We start from the raw sequence: 17,461 nt of genomic DNA on the forward strand, positions 1-17,461 counted from the left end.
CTCGTCGCTACGAGATGGCCCTGAGCCCGCCGTGCCGTGACCGCTCGCGCAGCCGGCCCACGTTCCGGGCCGTCTCCTCGTCCGCGGGCAGCAGCACGAGCAACTGCTGGGCGTCCGAGGAGAGTTCCAGCGTCTCGCGGTGCAGCCGGAGTTCGCACCCGGAGGGGTGGTGGAGCCGCAGCACTCCACGCGGCGGCACCACATGGGAGTTGAGCCGCCGGGTGAACTCGGGGCCGGCGGCGGGCGCGAGCTCCGCGGCGAGCCACTCCGCGTTCTCGACCTTCGGACCGCGCCACAGGTCGAACGCCTGCTCGTCGGCCACGTCGTCCCACTCGGTGAAGTACGCCTTCGCGCGGACGTCGGTGAACACGTACCGGGTGAGATTCGGGCTGTCGGCCTCCAGCAGTCCCGTACCGTCCGCCACGGCCCCGTAGGCGTCGGTCCAGGCGAGGAGGTCGCCCAGCCGGTTCGTCACCACCGCGATGCCCGGTTCGAGGAGGCGCAGGGTCTCCCGTACGGACGGGCGGACCTCTCGGCGGGCCGGTGCGGGCCCGAGGTGTCCGGCGCACTCGTCACCGGTGACTTTCGCGAGATAGCGCAGGTGCTCGCGCTCCGCCGTGTTGAGCGCGAGCGCGTCGCCGAGCGCGTGCAGCACGGCGACCGACGGATTGCGGTCACGGCCCTGCTCGATCCGGGTCAGGTACTCGACGCTGATCCCGGCCCGTGCGGCGACGTCCGAGCGGCGCAGCCCGGGCGACCTGCGGCGGCCGTGGTCCGGCAGCCCGAGCTGTTCCGGCTGCACGCTGTCGCGCCTGATCCGTATGAAGTCCCCCAGCGGTGTCCCCATGCCCCCGAGCCTAGGACGGCTCCCGGCCTCGCGCGTAGTGCTCAGGGTGGCCCTGTCGGGGCCAGCCTGAGCACGGCCTGGCTGCTGCCGGACCGGGATTCCAGGGTGGAGGGCATGGACAACACCAAGCACAGGCTCGTGGTCGTCGTCGGCAGCGTCCGCGAGGGACGGTTCGGCCCCGTGGCCGGCTCATGGGTCGCGGAGCAGGCCCGACAGCACGGCGGATTCGACGTGGAGGTCGTCGATCTGGCCGACTTCGACATCCCCACCGAGCTGCCCGCCGTATCCCCGAAGGCCGCCGGACACGACTACCCCCGCCCCGACCGGCTGGCCCCGCTCACGGCGGCGCTGGACGGCGCCGACGCGTTCATCCTGGTCACGCCGGAGTACAACCACAGCTACCCGGCCTCCCTCAAGGCGGCCATCGACTGGCACTACACCCAGTGGACGGCCAAGCCCGTCGCCTTCGTCAGCTACGGCGGCGCGGCGGGCGGCCGGCACGCGGTGCTTCACCTGGAGAACGTCCTGACGGAACTCCACGCGGTGACCATCCGCGACGGACTCGCCTTCCCGCTGTACTACGCCAACTGGAAGGACGGCCGCCCGCTCGACCCCGAGGCCCCCGGCTACGCGAAGACCCTGCTGGAGCAGCTTTCCTGGTGGGCGGGCGCACTGAGCTCGGCCCGCGAGGCGGCCCCCTACCCGGGGTGATGTCCGGGGCGTCAGCAGGCGCCCGGACCGACCCCGTCGATGCGGCCGCCGAAGTCGCCGAGGTAGCGGGAGCGCCAGTCGCCGTTGAAGACGTCCCGCTTCTCCACCGGCTGCCAGTTCACGAAGCAGGCCCGGGTACTGGCCACGGCCGAGCCCACGTGATCGTGCAGCCGGGGCGGCATGTCGCGGTAGCCGCTGCGCGCGGTCCACTCCCAGTAGTCGCCCTTGAAGCCCTCCTTGCTCCAGAAGCACACCGACCCGTCCGTGCAGGACGGGGGAGCGGCGGGGGCGGCGGACGCCGCCTGGGCCGGCAGCAGCAGGGCGGTCAGGGCGAGGGCGGCGGCAAGGGACCAGGAACGAGTCTTCACGGCACTCTCCAGTCAGGCGTCACGGAAAACACGGGAGTGCCCCGGCGAACCCGCCGGGGCACTCCCATGCTTCCGGCCGTACGCCCCCGCCGACCGACGCCGCGCCCCACACCACCCGATGGAGCGAACCCGGGGCTCGACGGCGTACCCCCGCCATCCGGTGGAGGCGTTCGCGCGGGGCGTGCGCGCTCGGCGTCACCGGACCGGTTCTCCAATGGGGGCCGACGTTCCCGTGCCTGCGGCATGTTGATCATTCGATCGGCTGCGGAGGTGATCCGGTGAACGATATGTTCCCTGGGGTCGCAGGCTTCCCAGCCGGGCCGCCGTCGGACGTGGCCATTACGCTGAGCGTGGAGAGGAGGACGGCTTGCTACTGAGATTCCGCGTCGCGAACGTACGGTCTCTGCGGGATGAGCAGGAACTGTCCTTCGTCGCGCCCGGCGACGGGCAGCACGTGTCCGCGAACCCGGTGGACCTCGCGGGCGGCGGATCCCTCTCCGTGCTCCCGCTGATCGGCATTTTCGGGGCCAACGCCTCCGGCAAGTCCAACGTGCTGACCGCGATGACCGACATGCGCAACGCGGTCCTCAACTCCTACGCGCACTGGGCCTCTTACGACGGTATCCCGCGCCAGGTCTTCTCCCTGGACCCCAAGAGCTGGAACGAACCCTCCTTCTTCGAGGTCGACGTCGTCATCGACGGGATCCGCTGGACGTATGGCTTCGAGCTCGGCGCCACCCGCGTCGAGTCCGAATGGCTGCACAGCTACCCGCACGGCCGCCGCCAGGAGTGGCTCGACCGTGACGCCTCCCGGCCGGACGTCTTCAAGTGGCCCGGCGCACGGGTCAGGGACCGGGCCCAGCTCGTACGGCGTACGCGGCCGAACGCCCTGCTGCTCTCCACGGCCGGCACGGACAACCACCCGCAGCTCTCGCCGCTCTTCCACTGGTTCCGTCGCAACTTCTGGATGATCAGCCCGGAGGTCGAGCGGGACGAGCGCGCGCGGTACACCACGAAGGAACTGTCCGGCCCGAGGGCCCTCAGGATCCAGGAGCTCCTGAGGGTCGCCGACCTCGGCATCACCGGAGCAACGGTGGTCCACGAGGGGCCGGGGCAGGACACGGTGAAGCTGACACACCACTCGGCCGCCGGAGACGTGTCCTTCGACTGGCAGGAGGAGTCGTACGGGACCCGGTCCTGGTTCGCCCTCCTCGGCCCTCTCCTCCTCGCCCTCGACGAGGGCGCGGTCCTGCTCGTCGACGAACTCGACGCCAGCCTGCACTCCCGTTTCGCGGCAGAGGTCGTCCGGCTCTTCCACGACCCGTACGCGAACCCCAAGGGCGCCCAGCTGGTCTTCACGTCGCACGACGCGACCGTGCTCACCACTCCTAGCGGCGAGCGGCTCCTCGACCCGGCGCAGGTGTGGCTGACGGAGAAGGACAAGGACGGGGCGACCGGGCTGTATCCGCTCACCGACGCGGAGCCGGGCAAGGACGAGGACCTCACGCAGTCCTATCTCGCGGGAGCGTTCGGCGGGGTTCCGGCTCTCCTGGAGGGGCAGATCGCGCGGCGACTGCTGGTGGCGCGTGAGGCCGGCGCGTACGACGGGACAGGCGAGCGAGCGGACGGGGCGGGGCGCGACTGATGGGGCGGGCGCAGAAGGGCAGGGACTCGTGGGAGCGTCCGGCCCGGCGGGGCGGGCAGCGCAAACGTCAGGTCTTCGTCTTCACCGAGGGCAAGGTGACCGAGCCCTCGTACTTGGACATCCTCAAGGACCAGGGTGTCCCCCTCGCCGGCGAGGTCCCGGTGGAGATGCACATCGCCAACCGCAAGGCGGACAGCGGGCGCAAGCCGCTCGACCTCGTCGAGCAGGCGATCGGGGTGAAGCGCGAAGAGGACCGCAAGGCGAAGCGGGCCAAGCTGGAGGCCAAGTACCTGTCACAGGTCTGGTGCCTCTTCGACCACGACAACTACGCGTACGTCCGGGACGCGCTGGAGCAGGCGGAGAAGGCGGGCATCGGCGTCGCCTTCTCCCATCCGTGCTTCGAGGTGTGGCGCCTCGCGCACTACAAGCCGGTCAGCGGCTCGTTCGCCGGGGTGTGCGACGGGGCGGCCGGCCGGCTCCCGTTCCAGCGGGGCTCCCAGGACGCCAAGACCCCCAAGGTCGTCCTGCCGGGCCAGATCCTGGGCCACTACAAGACGGCGCGCGAGAACGCCGAGCGGATGAACGGCCAGCACCCGGCGCATGTGGGCAAGTGGGACAGGGACCCTTACACGGACGTACACGAGTTCGTGGAGAAGGCGCTGCACATCGACACGTACTGACTGTTCTCGGCGTGATCGCGCGCTGCCTGAGAAAACGGTGTCCGGCCTGCCCGAAGATCGGGGCCGGATGGATTGTGGCGGTGGACGGTCAGGCGTGCAGGTGGCCGTTCTTGACCGCTGTGACGAACGATGTCCAGTCGGCCAACGGGAAGACCAGCGCGGGTCCCTCAAGGGCCTTGGAGTCGCGGACAGGAACGCCTATGGGGTGGTTCTCCAGAATCTCCAGACAGCTGCCGCCCTCGCTGCCGCTGTAGGAGGACTTCCGCCAGCCGGTCAGTGCGGCAGCGTTCGAGATGATCGGTTCAGCCATGATCTCCGTAATCCTTTGCTGTCGCCCTCAGTAGGGTCAGCGACTCCTTGAGTGGCAGAGCGTCGCTCAGTGCGAGATCGTAACGGCCTTGCAGTTCCTGAACCATGGCCGGGGAGTCGTGCACTTTTCCCATACGCACCCCCTCGCTGTATGCCACCGGCGGCTGATCGGCGAACCACATCAGCGTCAGCATGCTCTCCAGCAGGGGGTGGAAGCCCAAAGAACGCGGCAGCACGTGCACACGGACTCGTCGTGACCCGGCCAGCTTGACGATGTGTGTGATCTGCTCAGCCATGACCTCGGGGCCGCCGATCGGCCGGTCCAGGACGTTCTGGTCCAGAAGTGCCCACACTACTGGTGACACGGGATCCTCAAGGATCTTCGCCCGTTCCAGCCTTGTGACAACGAGCCTGTCACATTCCTCTTCACCCATGGGAGGGTAGGAGGGACCCAGAACCGCACGGGCGTACCTCTCCGTCTGAAGGACGCCGGGTACGAAGGAGAGGGCGAACTCGCGGATCTCCACAGCCTGCTGTTCGAGAGCGTGAGCCGCTTCAAAGTGCTTCACCACTGCGGTGTCATCGTCCGGCAGGAAGCTGCTGAGCACATCTCCCGTGTTCAGCGCCCTGTCGAGGCGTCTCGCGTCCTCCTTGGACGGGGTGCGCCGGCCCGCCTCGATGTGCGAGATGTGCGAACGCGTCATGACGGTTGCCGTAGCCAGCTCCTGCTGCGTCAGCCCGGCCGCCTCGCGCTGCGCCTTCAACCACTCCCCATAGATGTTGCTCATCGTCAACTCCCATGTGACAGATGCGTTGTCACCTCTGCCCCCCTGGCGAGCCTAGCCCGGCCTGTCTCACTCTGTGAGTGGATCGCTACACAGCGATGTTCATGCACGTCGACCTGCCCTCGGGCACGGAAGACCCCCGCGACCGCTAGCGACGGCCCGGGGGCATGGCCCTCAACCTCACCGGAGTTGAAGACGTGTTGCACCGTATCGCCCGCCTAGTCGAGCCGCTGCTGCGGCTCCTGTGGCCCGCCTCCGGACGCCATCGGCACCGGAACCGGCACCGTGCCGATGGAGAAGCCCGGCCCGCCCCCGTCACGCCCTGCCGCCGCCCCTCTCCGCACGAGTCCCTCCTCCGCGGCGAGGACTCCCGGCTCGTCCGCCCTTACCTCCTCGCCCACGAACGACGCGTGCAAGCGAGGTATCAGCGCGCTGGCCGCCGGACTCTCTGGTTCGCCGTGCACGGCATCGGCGTAGAGCCGGGACACTTTCCCGGTGAGGTGGCCGCCGCATGATCTACAAGAGCCACGACGCCGCCACCCCCGTGACCAGCCGGCCTCGCCTCCTCCCTTGGTCCAACCTCGACGGCAACCCCTGCTATCTCGTCACCGACGAAGCCGGCACCGGCCGCCTCGCCCGCCTCGCGGACGGCATCGAAGCCGTCCAGCTCGGCATGGCCGACGACCTCCTCGGTCACGCCGTCGACCTCCTGGGTGACGACAAAGTCACTGCACCCCAACTCCGTTACCTTGGGACGTGCTTGGCTGAGGCACTCCACGACGTACACCGCATCGCCCGCAGCAGGGGAGCGCGTCTCCCGGCACCCCAAGACGACGAGAGAAGCCCTGGCTCGGTCTCCGGAGACGGCACCGGCATCTGAAGCGGCGGCCGGACCTCGGGCTGGACTCCCTCCTGATCAAGGGAGCCCAGCCACGGCGAGGCCTACCAGATCGACTCGACCCATTCCGGGTGGTCGATGAACGGGTTGCGGTTGTGCTGGTAGGAGTCGTAGATGACGTCGTTGCGGCGCTTCTCGAAGGTGTCCGGCGGGTCCTCGGCGTTCCATTCCTTGAGTACCGCGAGCTTGCCGATGTACGGGTTGCTGCCGTTGTTCACGCTGGAGTTGACCTCCAGGTCGGCCCAGCCGTCGCCGCCCTCGTAGCGGACCGCCATGTAGAAGATCATGCGGGCCACGTCGCCCTTGACGGCGTCGCGTGGCTCGAAGGAGTCGGAGTCGGTGAGGCTGCCGCCGCCGTTCGCGACGGCGCTGCCGCCGTTGTCGAAGTCCTTGTTGCCCCGGATGCTGTTGACCTGCACGTCCGTCGGGCGCAGGTGGTGGATGTCGGTGCCGGGGCCGGTGGAGGTGCCGAAGTCTCCGTGGGACTTGGCCCACACGTGCTCGCGGTTCCAGTCGCCGTTGTCCCCGCCGTTGAGGGACTTGGCGCGGGAGACGCCCGAGTACAGCAGGATCACGTTGCCGCTGTTGTCCGGGTCCTGGTCGGTGGCCTTCAGGGCCTCCCAGACCGCCGAGTACGAGATTTTGGTCTGGTCGCTGATGATCGTGTGCAGGGAGGCCTTGAGCGCCGTGCCGGACTTGCCGATCGCGGCGGCGTAGTAGGTGTCGTCGTACGCGGGGGTCGCGGCTTCGGCGGAGGGCGCGTTCAGCGTAGGGGCGACGAGGCCGGCGAGGACGGCGGCCGTGGTGAGCGCCACCGCTGTCCGGCGCCGGCCTGCGGATATGGGGATCGCAAGCATAGGGGTGTCCGATCTACGCGGGTTGATGTCTGAGTGATACCGCAGAGAGTGACATGAGCATGCGACCCAGGGCGTGAAGGGAGAGTGGCGGTTGCGTGACGAGGCTCCGCCCTTCCCGCCGGCTTCCGTGCCCTTCCTGCCTGCTCCTGCGGACGGGGTGTCAGACGCGCCGTCGGCATGGTGATCGCCCCCTCGGACGGGGCGTCAGACGCGCCGCTGGCATAGTGATCGCCGCCCGTACACCCGAGCGCAGGAGGCAGTGACGTGGAGCTGGTCAGGGACCTGGCGGACCCGGGGCGGCGGGAGGCCGCCCGGGAGGCCTTGATGTCGCTCGGGGCGGCGGCGGTGCCGTCGCTGCTGCGCGAGATGCTGGACGAGGAATCGCCGGTGGACCGGTTCCGGATCAAGCAGCTCCTGCACGCCATCGGACCCGCGGCCCACGACGACGTGCTGGCGGCCCTGGAGACGGCGCGGGACGAGGAGACGAGGCGGAGGGTGAGCGCGGCGTTCACCGGCCTGGGCGCCGTGGAACGCTACGTCGAGGCGCTGTCCCACCCCTCGGCGACCGTCCGCGAGTCCGCCGCCGTCGGCATCCAGTCCGCGTGCTCGGTGGCGTTCGGCCGCACCCCCGCGTACCGGGGCGACATCGCTCCGGTGATCGAGGCGCTCGTCCCCCTGCTCGCCGACCCGGACCCGGACGTGGCCCAGCGCGCCCTGTGGGTGCTGCCGATGCTGGGAGACGCCGTCCTCGAACCGCTCCGGCGGATACGGCGCGACGGACCCGGGACCCTGCGGGCGGGCGCCCTCACCGCGCTGGCCTCGGCCGGCGGTGAGGAGGCCCTGTCCGAACGGGACCGGGCGGCCGTCGCACGACTGATCCGCGTCAAGGCGGGCGACGACCGGGCCGAGCCCCTGGAGGCGTGCTCCGCCTCCTGGATCGCCGTTCCCGGCGGGGACCGGGCGGGGATCGCCGAGGTGCTGGGACTGTCCGGCGAACGGCTCGCGACGTTCGCGCTGGGGTACAGCACCGTCCTCCACGACAGCGACGACTGGCCCGACCCCCGGCGCGTGTACGTCACTCCCGAGGTGGACGGCTGGACGCTGGTCCTGGGGCCGTGGTGCAACCCCGTCGATCCGGAACGCGCCGACGAGGTGCTCGGCGCCCTCACCGCGCTGAGCCGCCGCTACCGCCGGGCCCAGGCGTACTACTACGGAGAGCGCGGCGGAGGATCCGGCTGGGCGCTGGCTGAGGAGGGGACCGTGGTGCGCCGCTTCGACGCCTCCGCCCAGGGCGGCGGGCAGATCCCCGAGCTGGGCGAGCGGCTCCCCGAGGAGCTCGCGCTGCACACCGAGTGGACGCGGGACGAGGAGGACACCGACTGGGAGGACACCACCCCGTACATGGCCCCGGCCCTCGCGCTCCGGCTGGGCGCGACGACCCCCTTCGCCCTGGGCCCGGAGACCGCCGTACGCGGCCGGGGCGTCGTGGCGCTCACCGCGCTCGCGGCCGAGCAGGGCGCACCGGGGACGGGCGCGTACCGCATCTGAACCCGTCGCCCGAATGTCGCGGAGGGATGAAATCCGCTGCCTGTGGTGTTGGTGCCTTCCGGTAGATCAGGACGATCGGAGGGCACCCGCGTGACACCGCAACGGGGATGGGCACGGCGACTGGCCGGATACGCGTGGCGTCATCCGAAGGACGTCGTCCTCGCGCTGGGCTCCTCCCTCGGCGGCATGGCCGTCATGGCCATGGTCCCGCTGATCACCAAGGTGATCATCGACGACGTCATCAGCGACAAGACGAGGTCCATGGCCACCTGGGCCGGACTCCTCGTCGCCGCCGCGGTCGTCGTCTACGTCCTCACCTACATCCGTCGCTACTACGGCGGCCGGCTCGCCCTCGACGTGCAGCACGACCTGCGCACCGAGATGTACGGGACGATCACCCGGCTGGACGGCAGACGCCAGGACGAGCTGTCCACCGGGCAGGTCGTCGGGCGGGCGACCAGCGACCTCCAGCTGATCCAGGGCCTGCTCTTCATGCTGCCGATGACCATCGGCAACCTCCTGCTGTTCCTGATCTCCCTCGTGATCATGGCGTGGCTGTCGCTGCCGCTCACCGCCGTCGCCCTCGCCGTGGCCCCTGCCCTGTGGTGGATCGCCAAGCGCAGCCGCACCCGGCTGCACCCCTCCACCTGGTACGCGCAGGCGCAGGCGGGCGCCGTGGCCGGAGTGGTCGACGGCGCGGTCAGCGGCGTACGCGTGGTGAAGGGCTTCGGGCAGGAGGAGCAGGAGACCGGCAAGCTGCGCGAGGTCGGGCGGCGGCTGTACGCGGGCCGGCTGCGCACCATCCGGCTGAACTCCCGCTACACCCCCGCGCTCCAGGCCGTGCCCGCGCTCGGCCAGGTGGCGATGCTGGCGCTCGGCGGCTGGCTCGCGGTGGGCGGGCACATCACGCTGGGTACGTTCGTCGCCTTCTCCACCTACCTGGCCCAGCTCGTGGGCCCGGTCCGGATGCTCGCCGTGGTCCTCACCGTCGGCCAGCAGGCCCGCGCGGGCACCGAACGCGTCCTGGAGCTGATCGACACCGAGCCGTCCCTGACCGACGGCACCAAGGAGCTGCCCGCCGACGCGCCGGCGACCGTCGAGTTCGACGACGTCTCCTTCGGCTACGACCCCGGCCGGCCGGTCCTGGACGGGCTCTCCTTCGACATCCGGCCGGGGGAGACCCTCGCCGTCGTCGGCGCCTCCGGCTCCGGCAAGTCCACCGTCTCCCTGCTGCTGCCGCGGTTCTACGACGTCACCCACGGCGCCGTCCTCGTCGGCGGCCACGATGTGCGCGAGCTGACCACCGAGTCGCTGCGCGCCGCGATCGGGCTGGTCCCGGAGGACTCGTTCCTCTTCTCCGACACCGTGCGCGCCAACATCGCGTACGGCCGCCCGGACGCCACCGACGAGCAGATCACCGCCGCCGCGCGCGCCGCCCAGGCGGACCGGTTCATCGACGAGCTGCCCGACGGCTACGACACCACGGTCGGCGAGCACGGCCTGACCCTCTCCGGCGGCCAGCGCCAGCGCGTGGCGCTCGCCCGCGCCATCCTCACCGACCCGCGGCTGCTGGTCCTGGACGACGCGACCTCCGCCGTGGACGCCCGCGTCGAGCACGAGATCCACGAGGCGCTGAAGAGCGTCATGCGGGGCCGTACCACCCTGCTGATCGCCCACCGCCGCTCCACCCTGAACCTCGCCGACCGCATCGCCGTCCTCGACGACGGCCGGCTCGCCGACATCGGCACCCACGACGAACTGCAGCGGCGCTCCGCCCTCTACCGCCGGCTGCTCACCGACCCGGACGAGCTGGGCGCCGTCTCCCCGGGCCACACCCCGCCCGCCGGACCCCGCGCGGAGGACACCTCGGTCCGCGCGGAGCTGGACGCGGAGTTCGACGCCGAACGCGGGGTGACCCCCCGGCTGTGGACCGGCGACCGCGAGCCGAAGGACACCGCCCTGGCCGACGCCCCGGCCACCCCGGAACTCCTCGCCCAGGTCGAGGCGCTGCCCCCGGCGGACGACGTCCCCGACATCGACGAGGCCCGGGCGGTCCGCCCGGAGGAGTCGTACGGCCTGCGCCGCCTCCTGCGCGGCTTCCGCGCCCCGCTGCTGATCAGCCTCGGCCTGGTCGCCGTGGACGCCGGCATGGGCCTGCTGCTGCCGGTGCTGATCCGGCACGGCATCGACGAGGGCGTCACTCGGACCGCCCTCGGCGCCGTGTGGGCGGCCGCCCTGCTCGGCCTGCTCGCCGTGATCGTCCAGTGGGCGGCGCAGATCGGCGAGACCCGGATGACCGGACGCACCGGCGAACGCGTCCTGTACGCGCTGCGGCTGAAGATCTTCGCCCAGCTCCAGCGGCTCGGCCTCGACTACTACGAGCGCGAGCTGACCGGCCGGATCATGACCCGGATGACGACGGACGTCGACGCGCTGTCGACGTTCCTGCAGACGGGACTGGTCACCGCGTTCGTCTCGGTGGTCACCTTCTTCGGCATCCTGGTCGCCCTGCTGGTCCTCGACATCGGGCTCGCCCTGGTCGTCTTCGCCACCCTGCCCCCGCTGATCGTCGGCACGTACTTCTTCCGCCGGGCCAGCGTGAAGGCGTACGAGCTGGCGCGTGAGCGGGTGTCGGCGGTCAACGCCGATCTGCAGGAGTCGGTGTCCGGGCTGCGGATCGTGCAGGCGTTCCGGCGGGAGCGGGACGGCGGGCGCCGGTTCGCCGCGCGCAGCGCCGACTACCGCGAGGCGCGGATACGGGGCCAGTGGCTGATCTCGGTGTACTTCCCGTTCGTACAGCTGCTGTCCTCGGGCGCGGCCGCGGCGGTGCTGATCGTCGGCGGGGGCCGGGTCGACGACGGGACGCTGGCGATCGGCTCACTGGTCGCCTATCTGCTCTACATCGACCTGTTCTTCGCACCGGTGCAGCAGCTCTCCCAGGTCTTCGACGGCTACCAGCAGGCGTCCGTCTCGCTGGGCCGCATCCAGGAACTGCTGCGCGAGCCGGCCTCCACGAACGCCGCCGAGAAGCCGCTCGGCGTGCCGTCCCTGCGCGGCGAGATCGCCTTCGAGGAGGTGCGCTTCGCGTACGGCGACGGCGAGGAGGCACTCGACGGCATCGACCTCACCATCCCGGCCGGGCAGACCGTCGCGTTCGTCGGCGAGACCGGCGCGGGGAAGTCCACCCTGGTCAAGCTGGTGGCCCGGTTCTACGACCCCACGGCCGGGCGCGTCACCGTCGACGGCACCGACATCAGGGACCTGGACATCACCGCGTACCGGCACCGGCTCGGGGTCGTACCGCAGGAGGCGTACCTCTTCCCCGGCACCGTCCGCGACGCCATCGCCTACGGCCGGCCGGACGCCGGTGACGCCGAGGTGGAGGCGGCGGCCCGCGCGGTCGGCGCGCACGAGATGATCGCCACCCTGGACGGCGGCTACCTCCACGAGGTCGCCGAACGCGGCCGCAACCTGTCCGCGGGGCAGAAGCAGCTGATCGCGCTCGCCCGCGCCGAACTCGTCGACCCGGACGTGCTGCTGCTCGACGAGGCCACGGCCGCCCTCGACCTGGCCACCGAGGCACAGGTCAACCAGGCGACCGACCGCCTCGCCGGACGCCGTACGACCCTGGTGGTCGCGCACCGGCTCACCACGGCCGCCCGCGCCGACCGGGTGATCGTCATGGATCACGGCAAGGTCGTGGAGGACGGTACGCACGAGGAACTGCTGCGGCGCGGCGGCAGATACGCCGCGCTGTGGCGGACCTTCATAGGGGAGGACGTGCCCGCACCCGCGTGACGGCGCAACCAACCGGCGTACGCCATGCGTCCGTACACGCGTACGCCAAGGGGTACGGGGGAGGACGACTGTGGTCAGTGGAGCGATACGGCGGCGGCTCGCGCTCGGCCTGGCGATGCTGTCCGTCTCGGGGCTGCTCGCCGTCGCCGCGCCGGCCGAGGCGCACGCCGCCGACCACTGCGCCGGACGCAAGGTGCGCACCCTGCCGTTCTCCACGGGCTCGGTGGCCGTCTACAAGCGCGGCGGCTACGTCTGCGCGGTCACCCTCGCCAAGAAGCCCGGCACGAAACGGAAGATGTCGGTGAGCGTACGGGCGCGGGGCGGCCGTCCGGTCGTCGACGAGGGGAAGTTCAAGCACCACGCCGGGCCGGTGACCGTGTACGCCGGCCGCCGCTGCGTATGGGTGAAGGGCACGGTCGCCAAAGCGTCCGTGAGCTCCGGCTGGATCCTGTGCTGAACGGGCCGCGGACCGAGGGATAACCCTAGGTCCCCTGGTGCTACGGGGAGTTGGTCAAGTAGCTTCCGGCGCACATCTGTCTCACAGGGGAGTGCGCATGCGCAAGGCGCTCAGATGGCTGCTGGCGCTCACGGTGCTCATAGGCACCTTGAGTACGGCCGGAGCGGCCACCGCCGCCGAGCCGAAGGCCACCGGCGGCACTGACATCAAGGAGAGACTGCTCTCCATACCGGGCATGAGCCTGATCGAGGAGAAGCCGTACACCGGGTACCGCTTCTTCGTCCTCGCTTACGAACAGCCGGTCGACCACCGCAGGCCCTCCAAGGGCACGTTCGAGCAGCGGATCACCGTGCTGCACAAGGACACCGCGCGGCCCACCGTCTTCTACACCGGCGGCTACAGCGTCTCCACGACGCCCCGCCGCGCCGAGCCGACCCAGATCGTGGACGGCAACCAGATCTCCATGGAGTACCGCTTCTTCACCCCGTCCCGGCCCGAGCCGGCCGACTGGTCGAAGCTGGACATCTGGCAGGCCGCCAGCGACCAGCACCGCATCTTCAAGGCGCTGAAGGGGATCTACTCCGAGAACTGGATCTCCACCGGCGGCTCCAAGGGCGGCATGACCGCCACCTACTACGAGCGCTTCTACCCGCGTGACATGGACGGCGTGGTCGCCTACGTCGCCCCCAACGACGTGGTCAACAAGGAGGATTCGGCCTACGACCGCTTCTTCCGCACCGTCGGCACCAAGGAGTGCCGCGACCGGCTGAACGGGGTGCAGCGCGAGGCGCTGGTACGCCGGGCACCGCTGGAGAAGAGGTACGAGGCGTACGCCGCCGACAACGGCTACACCTTCGACACCATCGGCAGCCTGGACCGCGCCTACGAGGCCGTCGTCCTCGACTACGTGTGGGGCTTCTGGCAGTACAGCACCGTCGCCGACTGCGAGCAGATCCCGGCGGACGCGAAGAACGCCACCGACGACGAGATCTGGACGTCGGTCGACACGATCTCCGGATTCTCGTTCTACACGGACCAGGGTCTGAGCCCGTACACCCCGTACTACTACCAGGCCGGTACGCAGCTGGGCGCGCCGACCATCCACTTCCCGCACATCGAGAAGAAGTACGTGCGTTACGGCTACCAGCCGCCGCGCAACTTCGTGCCCCGCTCGATCGACATGAGGTTCCAGCCGTCGGCGATGCGGGACGTCGACACCTGGGTCCGCCACAACGCCCGCCACATGCTGTTCGTGTACGGCGAGAACGACCCGTGGGGCGCCGAGCGGTTCCGCGTCGGACACGGGGCGAAGGACGCGTACGTCCTCACCGCGCCCGGCATGAACCACGGCGCGAACGTGGCCGGTCTGGTCGCCGAGGAGAAGGCGTTCGCCACGGCCCGCATCCTCGACTGGGCCGACGTCGCCCCGAGCACGGTGCGGGAGAACCCGGCGTCCGCGAAGCCGCTGGCGACGTTCGACGCCAAGCTGGACAAGCGGAACGTCGAGCAGGAGCGGACGCTGCGACCGTAGCGTCCGTGCGGCACGGAAGGCCGTGGACACCGGGCAGCCGGCCCGGTGTCCACGGCCTTCGTCACTTCCGACTCCGGCTAGTAGGTCAGCCCGTGCCCGACCGGGTACAGGACCCGCGCCGGGTCGTCGGCCCGCTGGACCGGCACCGGCAGGGTGCCGCGCGGGTCCACCTTGCCGGCGATCACCCGTGCGGCGGCCCGGAGTTCGACGTCGGTCCAGGAGTACGTCGCCACGTACGCCGCGACACCGGGCAGGTGGGCCACGTCGTACGGGTTGCGGATCGCGACCGCGACGACCGGTTTCCCGGTGGCCAGCAGCTGCTCGACGAGGGTCTTCTGGCTGCTGGCGGCGCTGACGTTGTACGTCCCGACGACGATCGCGTCCGCGTCGCCGGCCGCCGCCACCGCCTGGGCGATGGTCGCGGCGGACGGCGCGGTGCCGGTGGACAGGGCGGTGGCGGTGAAGCCCAGCCCGGTCAGGGCGTCCGCGAGCACGCCGGTCGGCGGGCCCGTCGTACCGGACGGGGAGGCGGGGTCGGCGCCGGCCACCAGCAGCCTCGGCCGGCTGCGCCGGGACAGCGGCAGCAGACCGCCCTCGTTGACGAGGAGGGTGGTGGTGCGCTCGGTGATCCGGTCGGCGGTCGCCAGGTGCGAGCGGGTGCCGACGGCGCGGTCGACGCCGGCGCGGGAGACGTACGGGTCCTTGAACAGGCCGAGGCGCGACTTCAGCCGCAGCACCCGCAGGATCGACTCGTCCAGCCGCTCCTCGGTCAGCTCGCCCTCGCGTACGGCGTTCAGGACCGCGTTCCAGGCGATGTCCAGGGAGGGCGGGTTGAGCAGCTGGTCCACGCCCGCCTTCAGCGCCAGCACCGGCACCCGGTCGTCGCCGTACTTCGTCCGCACACCCTCCATGCCGAGGGAGTCCGTCACCACGACACCGTCGTAGCCCAGTTCCTCGCGCAGGATGCCGGTGAGGATCGGGCGGGAGAGGGTGGCGGGGTCCTCGGCGGGGTCGAGGGCCGGGACGACGATGTGGGCGGTCATGATGGAGTCGATACCGGCGTCGACCGCCGCCCGGAACGGCGGCGCGTCCAGCTCGCCCCACTGCTCGCGGGTGTGGTGGATGTAGGGCAGTTCGGCGTGGCTGTCGGTGTGGGTGTCGCCGTGTCCCGGGAAGTGCTTGGCGGTCGAGGCGACACCGGACGACTCGTAGCCTTCGACCTCGGCCGTGACGAGCCGGGCGACGGACCCAGGATCGCTGCCGAAGGAGCGGACGCCGATGACGGGGTTGGCAGGGTTGACGTTGACGTCGGCCACCGGGGAGTAGTTCTGGCGGATGCCCAGCGCGCGCAGTTCGCGGCCCGCGACCCGGCCGAGCGTACGGGCGTCGGAACGGGAACCGCCCGCGCCGACGGCCATCGCTCCGGGGAACAGGGTGGCGGGCTCGCCCACACGGGCCACGATGCCGTGCTCCTGGTCGGTGGAGATCAGTACGGGCAGCCCGCGGGGCAGGCCCAGGGACGCCTTCTGGATGCCGTTCGACAGGTCCGCGATCTGGTGCGGGGCGCGGGTGTTGTGCGCCCACGCGAAGTAGATGATGCCGCCGACCCGGTACTTCGCGAGCAGTTCGGCGGCCGTACGGACGCCGATCTCGTCGAGGTTGGCGTCGATGTCGGCCTGGTCGGGGTCGGTGGCGGAGTGGCCGTAGACCCGCATCACGAACAGCTGGCCGACCTTCTCCTCCAGCGTCATACGGGAGATGAGGGCGCGCAGCCTTCTGTCGTCGTGCGCGGACGGGCCGGTGGCCGCGTGGACGGTCCCGGCGGACGCGAGGGCCGTGGTGACGCCCGCCGTGGCGGCGAGGACGGCCCGTCTGGACGGTCGTGCGGTGCTTCCCGTGCTGCTGTCGGGCACGTGCGCTCCTTTGGAAGGTGATCCGCGGGGAACCGGTGATCGGGGATCCGGGGATCGGGGGATCGGGGGTCCGGGGGTCGCTGAAGGAAACTGCCAGGAGGTCAGCAATATCCGGGAAGTTTCTGCCAGTCAAGAGAATGCGCAGCAACCGGCGAGGGGCCGTCACCGGGACAGGGGGAGGGGGCGATCGGCTCAGCGGGGCGTGTGCGCCGACACCTCGGGCCAGTGCTCCCGCAGCGTACGGACGGTCTCCGCGATCGCCGGACGGCGGGCCGCGCCGGTACGCCACAGCGCGTACAGCCGTCGTACGGGCATGGGGTCGAGCGGCACCTCCACCACTCCCTTCGGCAGCGGGCCGCGCCCCAGCCGGGGGATCAGCGCGATCCCTAGCCCGGCCGCGACCAGGGCGACCAGGGTCGGGTTCTCGTCCGCCTGGTGGACGATCTCCGGCTCGTGCCCGGCCGTGCGCAGGGTGCGCACCAGCCACTCGTGGCAGACCCGCCCCGGCGGCTGGCAGATCCACCGCTCCCCGCCCAGCTCCTCGCGCCGTACGGCCGTACGCCCCGCGAAGGCGTGGCCCTCGGGCACCAGCAGATCGCACAGGTCGTCGCCGATGGCCGCCTGGTCCACGCCCGCCGGGGCGGGCAGGGGCGCGATGTCCCAGTCGTGCGCGATGACGAGATCGACGGCGCCCTTGGCGACGAGGTCCACGGAGAGATGGGGGTCGATCTCGGTGAGCCGGGTGTCGAGCGTGGGGTGCCGGCGGGCCAGGTCGGCGAGTACGGGCGGCATCAGTCCGCGCGCCGCCGATGCGAACGCCGCGACGGTCAGCCGCCCGGCCGGCACCCCGCGCCGCTCCTCCAGCTCGGTCTCCGCCCGCTCCACGATGGCCATCAACTCACGTGCGGCCCCGACCAGTTGGTGTGCCTCGTCGGTCAGTCGTACGCTCCGGCCCTCGCGCTCGAGGAGCACCGTCCGTGTCTCCCGCTCCAGCTTGGCGATCTGCTGGGAGACGGCGGAGGAGGTGTAGCCGAGGGCCACGGCGGCGGCGCCGACGGTGCCGTGGACGGAGACGGCGTGCAGGGCGCGCAGCCGCTGGAGGTCGAGCATGACG

General features: G+C 71.0%; 15 protein-coding genes. 8 read left to right on the forward strand and 7 right to left on the reverse strand.

The genetic code is table 11. From position 1 onward, the window contains the following. Positions 1-7: 7 nt before the first annotated feature. Positions 8-847 (reverse strand): helix-turn-helix domain-containing protein, encoded by an 840-nt coding sequence (locus ACGFR9_RS19650; RefSeq protein WP_393210026.1) that lies wholly within the window; start codon positions 845-847, stop codon positions 8-10. Positions 848-961: 114 nt separating this feature from the next. Between ACGFR9_RS19650 and ACGFR9_RS19655 the strand changes: the two genes are divergently transcribed. Then, entirely contained in the window at positions 962-1,558 is a 597-nt protein-coding gene (locus ACGFR9_RS19655; RefSeq protein WP_393210029.1) for an NADPH-dependent FMN reductase, read from the forward strand. Positions 1,559-1,569: 11 nt separating this feature from the next. On the opposite strand, the gene ACGFR9_RS19660 is transcribed toward ACGFR9_RS19655, so the two are convergent. Further along, complete coding sequence (locus ACGFR9_RS19660; RefSeq protein ID WP_393210032.1) at positions 1,570-1,926, reverse strand: peptidase inhibitor family I36 protein; 357 nt, start codon at positions 1,924-1,926, stop codon at positions 1,570-1,572. 367 nt (positions 1,927-2,293) lie between these two features. Between ACGFR9_RS19660 and ACGFR9_RS19665 the strand changes: the two genes are divergently transcribed. Continuing rightward, positions 2,294-3,571 carry an ATP/GTP-binding protein gene (locus ACGFR9_RS19665; RefSeq protein WP_393210035.1) on the forward strand — a complete coding sequence of 426 codons (1,278 nt, stop codon included), beginning with the start codon at positions 2,294-2,296 and terminating at the stop codon, positions 3,569-3,571. Further along, on the forward strand, positions 3,571-4,251 hold the full coding sequence (locus ACGFR9_RS19670; protein WP_393210038.1) for an RloB family protein: 681 nt from the start codon (positions 3,571-3,573) through the stop codon (positions 4,249-4,251). Before ACGFR9_RS19665 ends, ACGFR9_RS19670 begins: the two co-directional genes overlap by 1 nt. An 88-nt stretch (positions 4,252-4,339) precedes the next feature. Here the strand turns inward: ACGFR9_RS19670 and ACGFR9_RS19675 are convergent, their stop codons facing one another. Together ACGFR9_RS19675 and ACGFR9_RS19680 are read right to left on the reverse strand one after the other, a co-directional pair. Beyond that, a complete protein-coding gene (locus tag ACGFR9_RS19675) occupies positions 4,340-4,561 on the reverse strand; it encodes a DUF397 domain-containing protein (RefSeq protein WP_393210041.1) in 222 nt (73 codons plus the stop codon). Continuing rightward, on the reverse strand, positions 4,554-5,348 hold the full coding sequence (locus ACGFR9_RS19680) for a helix-turn-helix domain-containing protein (RefSeq protein WP_393210044.1): 795 nt from the start codon (positions 5,346-5,348) through the stop codon (positions 4,554-4,556). The genes ACGFR9_RS19675 and ACGFR9_RS19680 overlap by 8 nt, the downstream gene beginning before the upstream one ends. 508 nt (positions 5,349-5,856) lie before the next feature. On the opposite strand from ACGFR9_RS19680, the gene ACGFR9_RS19685 reads away from it, so the two are divergent. Then, entirely contained in the window at positions 5,857-6,225 is a 369-nt protein-coding gene (locus tag ACGFR9_RS19685; RefSeq protein ID WP_393210047.1) for a hypothetical protein, read from the forward strand. Positions 6,226-6,287: 62 nt separating this feature from the next. Here the strand turns inward: ACGFR9_RS19685 and ACGFR9_RS19690 are convergent, their stop codons facing one another. Next, positions 6,288-7,100, reverse strand: coding sequence for an endonuclease I family protein (locus tag ACGFR9_RS19690; RefSeq protein ID WP_393210050.1), 813 nt, complete (start codon positions 7,098-7,100; stop codon positions 6,288-6,290). Between the two features lie 264 nt (positions 7,101-7,364). On the opposite strand from ACGFR9_RS19690, the gene ACGFR9_RS19695 reads away from it, so the two are divergent. From ACGFR9_RS19695 to ACGFR9_RS19710, 4 genes are all read left to right on the forward strand, one after another. Then, complete coding sequence (locus tag ACGFR9_RS19695) at positions 7,365-8,648, forward strand: HEAT repeat domain-containing protein (RefSeq protein WP_393210053.1); 1,284 nt, start codon at positions 7,365-7,367, stop codon at positions 8,646-8,648. 90 nt (positions 8,649-8,738) lie between these two features. After that, complete coding sequence (locus ACGFR9_RS19700; RefSeq protein ID WP_393210056.1) at positions 8,739-12,446, forward strand: ABC transporter ATP-binding protein; 3,708 nt, start codon at positions 8,739-8,741, stop codon at positions 12,444-12,446. Between the two features lie 70 nt (positions 12,447-12,516). Then, positions 12,517-12,903 (forward strand): hypothetical protein, encoded by a 387-nt coding sequence (locus ACGFR9_RS19705; protein ID WP_393210059.1) that lies wholly within the window; start codon positions 12,517-12,519, stop codon positions 12,901-12,903. Between the two features lie 97 nt (positions 12,904-13,000). Further along, positions 13,001-14,434, forward strand: coding sequence for a S28 family serine protease (locus tag ACGFR9_RS19710; RefSeq protein ID WP_393210062.1), 1,434 nt, complete (start codon positions 13,001-13,003; stop codon positions 14,432-14,434). A 77-nt stretch (positions 14,435-14,511) separates the two neighbouring features. Here the strand turns inward: ACGFR9_RS19710 and ACGFR9_RS19715 are convergent, their stop codons facing one another. Both ACGFR9_RS19715 and ACGFR9_RS19720 read right to left on the reverse strand, forming a co-directional pair. Then, positions 14,512-16,347 carry a glycoside hydrolase family 3 protein gene (locus tag ACGFR9_RS19715; RefSeq protein ID WP_393210065.1) on the reverse strand — a complete coding sequence of 612 codons (1,836 nt, stop codon included), beginning with the start codon at positions 16,345-16,347 and terminating at the stop codon, positions 14,512-14,514. 192 nt (positions 16,348-16,539) lie between these two features. Further along, positions 16,540-17,457: a LysR family transcriptional regulator gene (locus tag ACGFR9_RS19720; protein WP_393210068.1), complete on the reverse strand. Its 918-nt coding sequence runs from the start codon at positions 17,455-17,457 to the stop codon at positions 16,540-16,542. Between the last annotated feature and the right edge of the window lie 4 nt (positions 17,458-17,461).

This window comes from Streptomyces sp. NPDC048584 (genome assembly GCF_043199595.1).
GTDB classification, from domain to species: domain Bacteria; phylum Actinomycetota; class Actinomycetes; order Streptomycetales; family Streptomycetaceae; genus Streptomyces; species Streptomyces edwardsiae.